Origin of the sequence: Bradyrhizobium sp. AZCC 1610, from assembly GCF_036924515.1 — a bacterium.
In the GTDB taxonomy this organism is placed as follows: Bacteria; Pseudomonadota; Alphaproteobacteria; order Rhizobiales; family Xanthobacteraceae; genus Bradyrhizobium.
The window spans coordinates 3,066,416-3,078,734 of the sequence record NZ_JAZHRR010000001.1 but is presented as its reverse complement, the minus strand read 5'-3'; the positions used below and the strand labels follow the sequence as shown (position 1 = coordinate 3,078,734).

Below are 12,319 nucleotides of genomic sequence, written 5' to 3'. Positions count from 1 at the left end.
GCCCTTTGTTCATCACTATAGTGATAATCGACACTCACCAAGTCGCTTCAGGCCGGCGCTCTTGTCACGTCACGCCGCCGCCTATGTATACTTCCGGAAATCCGGAGATACCGCTCTTCCGAATTCGATGTGTTTGAGAATGCGCCCGACCTCGCGCGCCGCCTTGATCGGAGCGGGAAGCTTTTGATCAAACTGCGTTGTGTTCCAGTTCACCTTGGTGAGCGCCAGAACATCCTTCGCCAGCGTGAGGATCGTGCTGTCGGTGTTGTCATGCGGCACGAGCAATAACGGACGAGGAACGCGCAGCCCCGGATAAGTTCCGTAATAGGGAACACTGCCGCGCGTATAGAGCAGTCCCTTTCCATTTAGGTCGACAAATGTGCCGCGAAGGACCGGATAATTGCCGTCCCGGAACACAGCGATCGGCGAGCTTTCCTGCACCCAAAGCAGATCGGCCATCTCGATGCCAAACTTTTTGAGAGCTGCTTCGATGCCTTCCGCCTCTTCAGGTCGGAAGCGCGAGGTCTTGAGAACAACGACCCGGGCTGGGACGTGCCGATGGTGCGCCTTGTATGCCGTGATTGATTGCGCAACCAACTCCTCTGCATCCGTGGCTGTGAGATACGGGTGGCGTCCCTTGGTTTCCGTCTGCGCGCGGGCTCCGCGCAGAATGAGGCCTCTGCCGCGCTCATCGAACATCTGTGCCGTGCTGGTCCATAACTGTTGCCCGTCGAGATCACGATAGAAGCCGATTCCAAGGAAGCTCGACCGGTATTCGGCCTGATCGGGCAAAAGACGCCAGGGCACCTTGCCCGCTTTGTAAAATAGCGCGTTGAGCAGATTCCACGCACGCGTGGCCTTTACCTGCGTCTGACGATTGCTCTCTCGCTTTACCTTTCTCGGAATCTTTGCGGCATCATCCCACGTGTCAGGCCAGACAATCTGCGTCGGAACATCAAGGTGCAACGTCTTGGCCTTGAGAAGGTCACGGAAGTTCAGCGTGTCGTCGCTGTCATCCTCCTCCTCCGTGCCTTCGAGCTGCTCCTCGCTCTTGGCGTTCACGAGCTTCTCGATGAGGGGCACCGGCAGCGCCAGGACGATCACGTCTGGTTTAGCGCTGCTTTCAGTAATCGCCGAGAGCTGGGATGCGATCAGCTCGACAGCGTGCCGGACCGCTTGATCGTGACGGCCAATCTCCCTGATCTCATTGACCTGCCGCCGCGAGAGCGTCGATGTCGCCCCGTCCGGCACCTCAAATTTGCAGCGGAAGGGATTCTGATTTCCCAGGCCCGGAAAGTCTGGGTTGAGATTGATGAGCTGCTTGTTCCCGCTCTCGATGCCACGCGCGGTCTCAGCCAAAAACTCGGTGAACCCTCCGACGGTGTCTTCCGTCCCGATCACGCCAACGCGCACGACGTCGCCGGATCGAGGCTGAAGCGGGCCAAACTCCCGCATCCCCTGCCGGGGATCACAGTGCTGACCGCCGTCGCCAAATTCCAGCAACGGCTCATCGAAGACATGCGATTTGAAGATCATGCCGGAGTCTCCTCTTCGAAGAGGTCGCGGGATTCCATTTCCTTCGCTCGCGGATCAGTGCGGGTCCACGCGGATTCCGGCACCGCCTGCGAAAGCTGAATAAGCGGCAGAGACTCGAAGTCCAGGATCGGCTCCGGCTTGTCCGTATCGAACAACCCAGCCTCTGACTTGCCACTCTCAATAAGTAGGTACTGCCACATCATCACCTGGCCGCGAACGGCGGCGTTCCGTTCGAGACGCTTCTTGCCCGCCAGAAGGGCCCCCGGGAAGCGATGCGGCTGAAACCCGTCCTGCGTGAAATAGAAGGTCGGATCAATGATGAGAAACCACTCATCGGCAAGCCGCTCAAAGCGGAAGCAGGCGGCATGGTGGCGCACATAGCCCCGACCTTTGGGGTTCTTTTTGTTAGCATACGCGCTCACCACCTTGGCGGAGGTTTCGTTGACGTTGGCAACGTATTTATAGCTGCGTGACTTGTTGACCTCAGTCGCTCGGAAATGAAACAGCCTCTCTTTGCGCAAGTATGAAAGCTGCCCGGAAGTCTGCCTCTCGACCGTCCTACGCAACAGGTCGATCAAGTCGTTCGTATCGTCGAGATCGTCGTTAAGGGCGAACAGTTGCGTGTCGACCGCATCGACCTGATCGAGGTCGACGATCGAGCGCGTAGCGTAGTCTCTTGGATCGAAAAACGAGACAAAACGCCTTTTGCGGATGACCCAATCGAACCGGGTGTTGTCGTGCTTCAGCAATTCAGGGATGGCGTCGCGCCCGCTTCCGAAAGGCGATGAGGCAAGAAAAATCTCATCCGGCAGCTTGATACGCAGCAGGTTGATGATGGCTTCTTCACCGCGGTTAAGGGGCGGAAGAAAGACGCCCGGCGTGCGGCGATCGATGGTAAGAGCGCCAATGCGATCGGCGCAGCGCGCGTCGAATACGTCGGCGTCCTTGTCCAACTTCAGGCGGCGCTCTTCACCCCTTACGCAATCGGTCACGTCCTTCCAGTAGGCGGAGCCGTCTGATTGCCGCCATACCACGATGATCACCGGGATATTGGAACCACGCCAATATTTGAGATCGTCCGGCTTGAGCAGATATTCGAAACTGCGATCGGTCTCGCGTACGTATTGGCTACTTCCCGTCGCCTTGACCTGAACACCAAGCAGCTTGCCGAGCGGCGCACCGGTATTAGGATCGCGCAGCTCGATGATCCCGTCCGTCCCGGCTTCGAGTCGACCACGCGGGTCGTAGACGAACTGCATTTCAAGAACGAGCTTCTTGATGGCAGTCTCGCCGAGCTCGCCCAAGATTTGGCTGTCAGTGATTCTCTTGGTCATCGCCCGATCATACGGGCTTTTCGCTTTCCCGCGACAGGATTGTTCTTGTTATGTTCAGGGAAGTGACTTTTTCTCATTGAATCAGAGCGTTGGCACGCCGTCCCCGCCCACCGAGCTTCGTGAACGGGACCGTGTCGTGCCTGTTTTCGTCATTCGGCGGCGCGACTGTGCACGAGGACGGCAATCATTCAAAAAGGCACCTCTGGCTGAACTTCACGGGTAAGTCGAACAGCGGCAGCACCGCATAGTTGGCCCAGATCGGCAAAGGCGATCACGGACCCCGTGACCACCTCCACCAGAGACATGACTCGAGACTGAGCCATCGACATGCCGTTCGCCTGGAGCAGCACAGCGAGCATGGCCCGCAGCGGTGGCAGTACCGGGCGAACGGGGGCGACATTCCGTTCTGTGCCTGGACCGGAAGCTATCTGCGCCATGGCCCGCCGCCGTGGCCCCGAGGACAATGGTGATCAATCAGGAAGTGATTATCATCGCTGTCGATCCGGCCTCACGCGAGGGCGACTACTCCGCTGAGGCCGAGATCAAGATCCACCCTGACGGCAGGCTGGAAGTCATCGCTGTCTGGACCTGGAAGCACGAGCTGGACCTGACGCCGTCATGACGCGGCGCACAAACCCTGGGGGGTCAGGCCCTTTTTCTTCTTTCGACGGGAAATTGGGTGACTATATGTAAGGATTAGGCACGGACGGCATTGCAATGATGCCGGCCCGGTTAGCCACTATTCCTTTGGAGATCCCCCATGGTTTTGTCTTTCGATTTCAAGGCGTCGATGCTCGCATTCTTGCGGGAGCCTGAATCCCTCGCGGTCATCGTTGCGTTCATCCTCTTCGGAGCGCCGCCGCTTGACGGCCTCACGCGCCTCATGAACGCGCGGTTTCCCAATCTGACCGATGGCGAGAAAACAACCGCCGGTAAGCTGTTGCGCCAGGTGTGCGAGGAGATGGGCTTCCGGCACGACCGATACAATATCCGCACCAAGACGCCAGGGTGCCAATTCACGTTCGCATCAACATACACCGATGATGCACAAGTCCTCCCCGTCGCTGTCTGATCGGGTTCGCCAGCAGAACCAGGCATTGACCCTTCTCACCTGGATGGTCGGCATCGATAGCGCCCTGGTCTTGGCGGTTTTCACCAAACTCTTCCTCGCCTAGCGAGTGAAGGGGGTACACTCCCGCGGAGCGATTCGCGGGAGTTCTCCATTGGCCGATATTCGAATTGATGGTGACAAAGCCGAGCGCACCCTCGCCCTCATGCTACGCGAGGAGTGCAAGATGCTCCCCGCCGATGCGAACACACTCGCCACAAAGATGGTCGACCGGTTGAGGCACGCCCGGCTCGCCGCGACGAGGCCAGCCCTTCGGGATGCGCGGATTATTCCACAGTACCCATCGGATGAGATCCGGACCAAGGTCGGCGCGGCAGTGCGCGAGCTGCGTGCTGATAAGGACAAGCTGATTGGCCCCGGGAGCGATTTCTACCTCGGCACCGAAGCGTGGGCGACCGTGTGGGCGCACGGGAAGCCAGTGCCGGAGGATGTTATCGTCTGACTATGGTCGCGCCCCGAACTTCGTCATGACCTTCTGATAGACCTCGTCAGGATCGGCCGCGCCGTTGAGCGCCTTCATCACCCGACCGACGAACCAGCCGACGAGCTGTGGCCTCAGAAGCGCCTGCTCCCATTTGTCAGGATTGCCATCGACGATGGCGTCAACCGCGTTCGCCACGCGATCGACCGGCACTGGGTCCGGCAGCGCATAGGCGCAGTCGGCGCAATGGTATGCCCGCTTGGCACCGATGAAGCTCGGGTCCTCCAGATCCTTGCACCCTTCCCCACGGCAGTTGTTCAGATACCATCCCGGCGCCCAGCCATGACGCTGGGGCCGAGAGTCCGTTTTCCAGCGAAGCCCGACCATCAGATCCGGCTCAGCGCCATGGTGGCCAGACCGAACTGCACGTTCTTCGGGGCGGAGGAGCGGCCATGCTCCTCCCAGTCCCGGATGGCGGCGTCGATATCGAGGTAGAGCTGCTCGACGCTCGCATCGTTGTGGATGATGTAGTCCGGCTGCAGTCGGTCGGTTCTCTCGCTGTCGTGGGCGCCCCAGAGCGCGCCGAACCAGTCGTAAAGCTTCGCGCCGATCCAGCCCCACTTGAACTTCGCCGGCTTGGTGCCCGGCCGCTTGATCAGGATAGTGAAGCCACCAGCATCCTTGATGGGTGCCTCTTCGTTGGGGAAGCGCACGGAGTCATTCATCACGGACTCGTCTTCCCCGATGCCGACGCCCCAGGTGTTCGCCCAGAGATCCGGATTGATCAGGTTTCGTCCCCATTCTGTTCCCAGCGTGATCTGGGCATAGCGCGAGGTGACGCTGAGGCACGGGATGACCTGCTCCTTGAGGTCACCCTCCAGGTAGCGCGTGATCATCTCGCTCGACATGCCGTTCGCCTTCAGCAGCACCGCGAGCATGGCCCGCAGCGGCTCGGCGATGTGCTTGCGGCGTACGCCGTACTTCTTCTCCAGGTACAGCGCTGCCGTCGTCTTGCCCGACTGCGCGAAGCCCGATAGTCCGATAACCGTCATTCGTTCTCTCCTTTGATTTGAATTCGTGCAAACGATCAGGCAGCCAGCAGCTGCCGCGTGACGTCGATCGCGTCCCACAGCGTCTCGACGCGGAAGCCGATGATCTGGTTGACCATCGCGTGCTCGTGCGGATTGGACCCGTCCGCCTCCATCGCCACGACGATCGGGATGCCCTTGGCGTCAGCCCAGGCCAGCTCCAGCACCGTGCCGATCGAGACCTTGGTGGCGCCCAGCAGGTTCACCAGCAGTACATCGCAGCGCATGGCGTCCCAGCGATCCCGCACGGCCAGGCCGCGGGGCATCGACATTGGGGACTTCAGGCGCTCGGTCTCCTTCGCGCAGTCCGTGAAGATGCCAACCGATTTCAGGTGATCCTGTTCGCGTAGCGGCGACAGAGCCTTGATCCCGAACTGCGACAGCTCCGTTTTTGCGTACTGCCGCCAGTCCGTGGCGCCTTCGAAGTTGAGGCCCGAGATCGGACCGGCGAGGTAGACGAGCATGCAATTCTCTCCTTTTTGCATTCGTGCAAACGATCAGGCAGCAGCGAGCGCCGGAACCCGGATGATGGGCTTCGGTCCGTACTTGCCGTTCTGGAACGTGATCAGCGACCGCTTGCCGTCCGGGTACTGCACGGTGTGCGTCACGGCCCAGCCGGACGCGCCCTTGTTGTACCCATGGCGCAGGTTCATCGCGCCCGACACGTAGACACCCTCGTCGATCTCCGGCGAGTGCTTGTCACCGATCGACATCTTGCGGCCGACCTTGGCGAAGCCGCGCACTGTCCCCCGGGCGCCATTCGCGCCGCGGAAGCCGTGGTTGCCGACCTCGACGCCGTCGATCAGATGGCTGTAACCGTCATGGCACCAGACCACATTGTCGTTCAGGCTCTCGAACTTCTGGCGGATGGCGTACTCCAGCAGCGAGAAGCGCGGCACCGGCAGGTCGTTGTCGATCGCGTGCGAGCGCGCCTCGACGTAGCCCATGTAGGCGTCTTCGAGCTGCAGGCCGAAGCGGATGTTGCCGCCGTCGTTGCGATAGCGCCCTTCCCGGACATACTTCTCCAGCGCGATATCGTGGTTGCCTTCTGCGACGATGACCGTGCGGTCCTCGCCTGCCAGGCTCACCAGGAAGCCGCCGACGCCGTTGACCTCGTCCTCGACGCTGTCGCGACCGCGGATCGCCATCTCGTAGCTGTAGGCGTTGTCGTGGACGTGGTGATGGTTCCGCGCCTCGTTGTCGAAGATGTCGTGAACGATCACGTTCTCCGGATTGAGGACGTCCATCAGGCTGTTGCGATAGCGAGCCTTGTTGCCGCGCGTGTCCCAGCCGAACGTGGCCATGCAGTTGGCCTGGTCCATCTTGCGGACGTGCAGGTCGGCAATCGTCAGCGCGCGGGCGCGGTGGCCCGTCGTCACTTCCGCATTCGCCACCCGGCGATCGAGGTCATAGAACGCGCCGTCCTCACCCGCAGTGATCTGCCGGCAGAACACATCCCCGTCCTCGTCGAACTGGACGACGACAGCGCCGATGACCTGGTGAAAGATCGACTTCACGCCGGCCTTCCGCGGGATCACCTTCGGCCGCGTGCAGCAGCCGGACGTCATGACCTGATGCGCCTGGATGGACGGATCGGTCGACGGAACGCTCTTGAGCTGACGCTTGGCGTGCGGGAACACCGCCCATCGGCCACGCGGGTACGTGACGAGGTCGGAGATTGGCGCCGACGCGGTCGGCAGGGTGTTCATTTCGCCGCAGAACACGAAGTTGCTGCCGATCTTCATCTGGCCGAAGCACAGATGGGGGATCAGCTCCTCCGCGTAGGTGCGGGCCTGAGGATCGTTCTCAGCCCACCACTGCGTCTCGTAGGTGAACGGGCCGACGATGATCTCGGCGTTGATCCAGGCGGCATAGGCCTGGAGATTGGCCCAGAATTCCTCGTGCAGGAGGCTGTCGTTCTGGGCCGACGTGAAGATGAAGTTCTTGCCACGGCTGTCCAGGACCGGCGCTACACGCAGGGTGTCGGTCATCCAGGTGCGGGGCTTGCCTTCCTTCTCGACGTAGCGGCCTTCCTTATTGCTCCACCGATAGACCATCGGCGAGTCGATCATGATGGCGTCCGGATTGGTGACCGGGTATTTCGAACGGGTGATGAGCTGGGTGACGTCGGCCGAGAGAAGCTCTGCGCGCTTGTGCGCGTGGTTCTCGGCGGACAGATCCTCGCCTACCTCTTCAGATCCTGAGGTGACGGTGGCGGCGGGTGCCGGCGGGACGTAGAGCGACCAGTCGACCGCGAAGTTCAGCTGCCCCTTGGCGGCGCGAGCCTCTTCGTCGCGCACCCAGCGCGGATAGTTGATGCCTTCACGGCGTTCGGCGGTCTTGGTGGCGGAGGCCAAGCCCCCTCTGGATCCCTGGGGGTGGTACCCCAGCTTCAGCAATTCTTCGACGACGGCTTTTCTGCGGGCGCGTTCATCGGAGGGCACGGGCGGCGTAGGCATTCGACCTCTGTGGCTTGGTGGAACCGGATGCGACGAGGCGAATTTGCCCCCTCCCCGCATTTGCATTTGCCTAGCACACAATTTGCATTCGAGCAAATTTAGGCCTTGATTCCACGGTGGGTTTGGTGCAGGCACAAAAAAAAGAGCGCTTGAACAGAGGACCCGAAGGCCGTCCATCCAAGCGCTCGAAGTTGGGACCGCAGGTGTGCGGATGCAGTCCATGGAGGCCCGTCAGGCCGTCCTTATCGTTTTATTCGCGAACCTCACTTGCCGGCGAGTTTAATCATTTCGACCATGCGGTGAGCGATCTGATCCGGAATGCTCATGACCTTGCTGGACAGGTCGTCCATGCGCTCGGTCAAGCGGGCCTCGATCTGCTTCACGGTATCCCAGGAGGCGTACTCCTCGGCGACCTTGATCTTGAACTCGGCCAGGGCCTTCTCGGCCGCCTCAGCCTTCTTGGCGGCTTCGGTTCCGGCAGCCTTGGCTTCGGTGAATTGGGCGGTGATCCTGCCCTCCACCTTGTACCAGATGCCGGAGACGAACCCCACGATGGCGAGGAATGGGGTGACGTAGGGCAGCGCCGATGCGATGTCCATTAGAAGTAGCCTTCCTCCTCTGCTCGATCGAGCAGGGCCATGCAGGCCTTAGTGTCTTTGAGGTTGATGTTCGCGCTGATGAGCGCCGCCCGGTAGGTTGCGATCACCGTGCGGGCGTCCATGCCGGCCTTGATCGGAGGAAGGTCCACTTCCTGCGCGATCTTCAGGCACACGCTGACGTCCATCCGCCGCTCGGGCGGGACGTCATTTAATGTTTGACAGGCTGCGAGCGTCAGCGGGAGACAGAGTAAAAGCCCCAGCCTTCGCAGGGCGCCGAGCCAGCTGCGTTTCATAGTCTGCTACTTTCTTTTGGAGTTTGGCTTTCGCGTCCTCGGATGCCGCGAGACGATCGGCCAGATTGGTGTCCGGCGCGGCCTCGACCACCAGGGGCAGTCTTGCTTCGGCGTCGGCGAGCTTCTTCTGCAGCTCGGCGATCTGCGGCGTCAGCCGCCCCTCGGCTCGCACGGAGCCGCGGTGATGCGCGTAGGCTGCGACGGAGACCAGGATCAGCAAGGCTACGGTGGCCTTACCGAACGTGGTCGCGATGAACTCCCGGCCCGCTTTCACGTACCGGGAGACCGCGGCCCGGTAGGCCGCGATCTTTTCGAGGATGTTATCCAAGGTGGACTCCGCTCTGATGGTCATGGAGCCGGCGCTTGATGACGTCGCCGTACAGCCGCCAGGTGATGAAGCCGACGACGATCACGCCGACCCACCAGTACGGTGCAAGGCCAACTGCGAGATCCTTGACGGAGTCGAGCACGCTCTTGGCAGTCTCCACATGGCTGACTGCCTCCTTGGCTTGATCGAGGATGCCCGTCTGCTCGGCGCCACCGACCAGGCCGGTCCCGACCATGATCTTGGAGACCAGCGAACCCTTGTCGGCCGCCTTGACAGTCTGGGAACCCGCAGCGCGGAGATCGTCGACCGTCGCCTCGGCACGTTCGTTGCTGACTTCGCGCTTGTCGCTCGCGTCGAGCTTGTCGAACTGCTTGGTGGTCTCGTCGTTCGGATGGCCGGTGACCTTCAGGCCCCACTTCCGCTGGAACGCGGACGTTGCGCCCGTGGTCAGATCGCCCCAATCGCCGTCGATCTTGCCGATCGCGTAGCCCAATTCCTTGAGCCGCGTCTGGTAGACCACGGTGACCGTCTTGCCCGGCTTGGCAACGAACTCAGGGTTCTCAATGCGTCGCGCCCACACGCCATCAGCCTTGCGCATGCGCGAGTCATAGTTGTTCTGAGCGAAGCCAGGACCGTTGTAGCCGCGGGCGAACGAGGTGAAGTCCTTGGCCTTGAGATATCGATCCAGCTTGCTGGTCTTGATCTCGCGGACCATGGCTTCGATCTGCTCGTCGATCCCCTTCGACAACTCGGCGACCATCTCGGTCGCATTCGGGTAGTGAAGGCGCTCGGCGTTGAAGCCCATGGTCTGGCCAAGGCCCCAGGACGCCGCTCTGTTGGCGACTTCCTCGTCGATGGCTCGTGCCTTCGCTATGACAGCGAGGCGGCCAGCTGAGGTGCCCTGGTCCTTGTACTGGGTTTTCTTGCTCCACTTCGGGATGGCGAGGCCGGCCTTGATCGCAGCGCTCAGCTTGCTCGGCTCGTGCTTCTTCATCTCCGAGTAGAATTTGTGCCGCTCGAAGAGCAGCGCGGGCGTGTGGCCGTCCTGTTCGAACGGCTTGCCCGACGTTTCACACTCGACCACCGCAAGCAGCGCGGACTCAGGCCAATCGTTAGCCCTCGCCGCCGCCCGGATGGCGTCGATGATTTCTTGACTGAACATTTCGTTTCCGTGGTTTACATAGGAGAAATTTCGATGACGTTGCTCGGCACGCCACCGCGAGCCAGAAGATCGCCAACGGTCTCGTTGCCGATGGGCTGCCAGAACTCCTTGCTGGCTTCAGCGAGGTTGTCTCCTGGACCCGACGCCTTGCATTCCAGCGTCGTCTTGATGCCGGTGCTTCTGATGAACGTGTGGGTGGCTTTGTCGACGATGTAGCCACCGTCGATGCCATCTCTCATTCCGGTCACCAGGATCCCCAGCTGATCTCTGATCCAAGGATCGCCCTTGGCGAGATCGAAGCGGCCCGTCATTTCGGCCCGCCTTAGCGCTTCCATTTTTGATTTCGCTCCGGCGAGCGCTTCCTCGGCTGAGTTGAAGATCCCGCCGAGTTGCATTGGTCCACCGAAGACCTCTCCGCCCGAGTCCGTCCCGCCACCCGCGTGCTCGACCCATCGGCGAACCATGTCCTTGTCGTCCCACCAGGACGCCTGCACTGAGCCGGCGGTCGGTCGGCTGCTGTGCTTGACGCTCCAGGTGCCGAAGTGCTGGGGATTGAGGATGATCGTCGGCAGCTCTGTTCCGGCTGCCGTGGTGCGTCCGTCGCGCTTGACGAACATCAGCTTGCCGTCGACGACCTTGGCAACCGCCCCGTACATGCGCTCCAGCTCGTGGATCATGTGGTAGTTGCTGGTGATCTGGTTCTTGAACGGGATGGTGATGCCGGCCAGCTCCCCGCCGATCGCAGCCTGAAGTCCGGTCTGCGACGCCATTTTGTTCAGAATGCTGCCGATCGACTGGTTGTCGAACTCCCTGACGGTGGGCGCCTTCTGCAAGTCGTTAAGGCCAGACGACCGGCCAATCAGCATGATCGTGCGAGGCATACCGTTGAACAGCACGTCATTGATGTTGAACGTGCCCATGTAAGCAAGGCCGAGTTCCTCGTAGCCCAGCCAGATGCCGATGGTCTCGCCAGGAAACGGCCGGGAGATCGCCCAGTCTCGATCGTCGAGAGTGATCGTGCATTGATCGGACTCGCCGTTGCCGGCCTGCAGATCGATCTTGATTTGGGTACACCGATCGTTGAAGCGGTCGGTGATGTTGATACCGCCCTTCTCGATGCGGTAGATCGGGGTGTAACCAGTCGGCACGCACAGCCTCCAAAAAGAAAAAGGCCGCCCCGAAGGACGGCCTGTCTGACACAGTTGCTGAGCCAGGGGGAATTATTCGACGTCCCAGAGGAAGACCTGCTTGAGCACCGGGGGCTGCGTGAGCGCCCGCGGGGCGTCCGGCAGGTTGATGGTGATGCCCATCGGCAGCAGGATGCCGTGTTCCTCGACGCCAGGGTTCTGCTCGAAGACCCATTCGACGATCTGGTTGGCCGTCGATCCGTACCTCTCGTAGCAGATGCGATCGAGCCGATCGAAACGCTTGGTGATGTATGTCGACATTACGTTCTCCCAGACCAACCGGAATTCGGTGCCGGAGCAGCCTGCACGTCGTCGCCGTAGCGGGTTAGCTCAAGGGTGAAGTCGATCTTGTGAGCGATGCCAACAGCGCCGATCTTCGACTCCACGGTGCGCACTCGTTTGATGACAAAATTTCCCAGGTTCTCCGCGCCGTACGCATTGTTATCCAGGGGATAGAAGCGAGCCAGAACGTGCGGCTTGCCTGCGCGACCGGCATCCTGAAGCTTCTTGATGGTGGATAGGCCGCCGAAGTGGTAGGGATACATCTTCCCTTCGACGACGATGTTTTCCTCGCCAGGCCCCACGAACTGCATCGCAGGATCGCGCGACAGGCGATCGGCGGAGGCCCAGGTATATTGCGCATCACGCTGCAGCGTCTCGAAGCCTGGAGTGTCCTGCCTGGGCTGAGGGATGTAGAAGAGGATTACGCCGTCGTCGTCTGCTACTGGAGACAGGGAGCCTAGTCCCATAAGCACAAAGGCCATGAAGTCCTCTCGATAGAAT

At 60.9% G+C, this 12,319-nt stretch carries 16 protein-coding genes; 3 read left to right on the top strand and 13 right to left on the bottom strand.

All coding sequences use genetic code 11. The annotated features are described in order from the left end of the window. Positions 1–81: 81 nt before the first annotated feature. Together V1279_RS15190 and V1279_RS15185 are read right to left on the bottom strand one after the other, a co-directional pair. Positions 82–1,536, bottom strand: a complete 1,455-nt coding sequence (locus V1279_RS15190) for an argonaute/piwi family protein (RefSeq protein ID WP_334437186.1) — start codon at positions 1,534–1,536, stop codon at positions 82–84. Beyond that, positions 1,533–2,870 carry a DUF4365 domain-containing protein gene (locus V1279_RS15185; protein ID WP_334437183.1) on the bottom strand — a complete coding sequence of 446 codons (1,338 nt, stop codon included), beginning with the start codon at positions 2,868–2,870 and terminating at the stop codon, positions 1,533–1,535. The genes V1279_RS15190 and V1279_RS15185 overlap by 4 nt, the downstream gene beginning before the upstream one ends. Before the next feature lie 466 nt (positions 2,871–3,336). Here V1279_RS15185 and V1279_RS15180 point away from each other — a divergent pair, with 466 nt between their 5' ends. From V1279_RS15180 to V1279_RS15170, 3 genes are all read left to right on the top strand, one after another. Beyond that, positions 3,337–3,492: a hypothetical protein gene (locus V1279_RS15180; RefSeq protein ID WP_334437180.1), complete on the top strand. Its 156-nt coding sequence runs from the start codon at positions 3,337–3,339 to the stop codon at positions 3,490–3,492. A gap of 138 nt (positions 3,493–3,630) precedes the next feature. Next, complete coding sequence (locus tag V1279_RS15175; protein WP_334437177.1) at positions 3,631–3,942, top strand: hypothetical protein; 312 nt, start codon at positions 3,631–3,633, stop codon at positions 3,940–3,942. A 151-nt stretch (positions 3,943–4,093) separates the two neighbouring features. Next, positions 4,094–4,441 (top strand): hypothetical protein, encoded by a 348-nt coding sequence (locus tag V1279_RS15170; protein WP_334437175.1) that lies wholly within the window; start codon positions 4,094–4,096, stop codon positions 4,439–4,441. Here the strand turns inward: V1279_RS15170 and V1279_RS15165 are convergent, their stop codons facing one another. From V1279_RS15165 to V1279_RS15115, 11 genes are all read right to left on the bottom strand, one after another. Next, positions 4,442–4,807, bottom strand: a complete 366-nt coding sequence (locus V1279_RS15165) for a hypothetical protein (RefSeq protein ID WP_334437173.1) — start codon at positions 4,805–4,807, stop codon at positions 4,442–4,444. It lies immediately after the preceding gene. Further along, the gene (locus V1279_RS15160) at positions 4,807–5,472 is read right to left on the bottom strand and encodes a hypothetical protein (protein WP_334437172.1); all 666 of its coding nucleotides are present in this window, start codon (positions 5,470–5,472) and stop codon (positions 4,807–4,809) included. Before V1279_RS15160 ends, V1279_RS15165 begins: the two co-directional genes overlap by 1 nt. Positions 5,473–5,507: 35 nt before the next feature. Then, complete coding sequence (locus tag V1279_RS15155; protein WP_334437168.1) at positions 5,508–5,972, bottom strand: nucleoside 2-deoxyribosyltransferase; 465 nt, start codon at positions 5,970–5,972, stop codon at positions 5,508–5,510. 33 nt (positions 5,973–6,005) lie between these two features. After that, positions 6,006–7,967 (bottom strand): hypothetical protein, encoded by a 1,962-nt coding sequence (locus V1279_RS15150; protein ID WP_334437166.1) that lies wholly within the window; start codon positions 7,965–7,967, stop codon positions 6,006–6,008. Positions 7,968–8,230: 263 nt separating this feature from the next. Continuing rightward, positions 8,231–8,566: a hypothetical protein gene (locus V1279_RS15145; protein WP_334437164.1), complete on the bottom strand. Its 336-nt coding sequence runs from the start codon at positions 8,564–8,566 to the stop codon at positions 8,231–8,233. Then, positions 8,566–8,751 (bottom strand): hypothetical protein, encoded by a 186-nt coding sequence (locus tag V1279_RS15140; RefSeq protein ID WP_334437162.1) that lies wholly within the window; start codon positions 8,749–8,751, stop codon positions 8,566–8,568. Before V1279_RS15140 ends, V1279_RS15145 begins: the two co-directional genes overlap by 1 nt. A 19-nt stretch (positions 8,752–8,770) precedes the next feature. Then, positions 8,771–9,187, bottom strand: coding sequence for a hypothetical protein (locus tag V1279_RS15135; protein WP_334437160.1), 417 nt, complete (start codon positions 9,185–9,187; stop codon positions 8,771–8,773). Then, positions 9,180–10,349, bottom strand: a complete 1,170-nt coding sequence (locus V1279_RS15130; protein ID WP_334437158.1) for an N-acetylmuramidase domain-containing protein — start codon at positions 10,347–10,349, stop codon at positions 9,180–9,182. The genes V1279_RS15135 and V1279_RS15130 overlap by 8 nt, the downstream gene beginning before the upstream one ends. 14 nt (positions 10,350–10,363) lie before the next feature. Next, entirely contained in the window at positions 10,364–11,497 is a 1,134-nt protein-coding gene (locus V1279_RS15125) for a phage late control D family protein (RefSeq protein ID WP_334437156.1), read from the bottom strand. Positions 11,498–11,569: 72 nt separating this feature from the next. Next, positions 11,570–11,797 (bottom strand): tail protein X, encoded by a 228-nt coding sequence (locus tag V1279_RS15120; RefSeq protein ID WP_334437154.1) that lies wholly within the window; start codon positions 11,795–11,797, stop codon positions 11,570–11,572. Beyond that, entirely contained in the window at positions 11,797–12,300 is a 504-nt protein-coding gene (locus V1279_RS15115; protein ID WP_334437152.1) for a phage tail protein, read from the bottom strand. The genes V1279_RS15120 and V1279_RS15115 overlap by 1 nt, the downstream gene beginning before the upstream one ends. Positions 12,301–12,319: the final 19 nt, after the last annotated feature.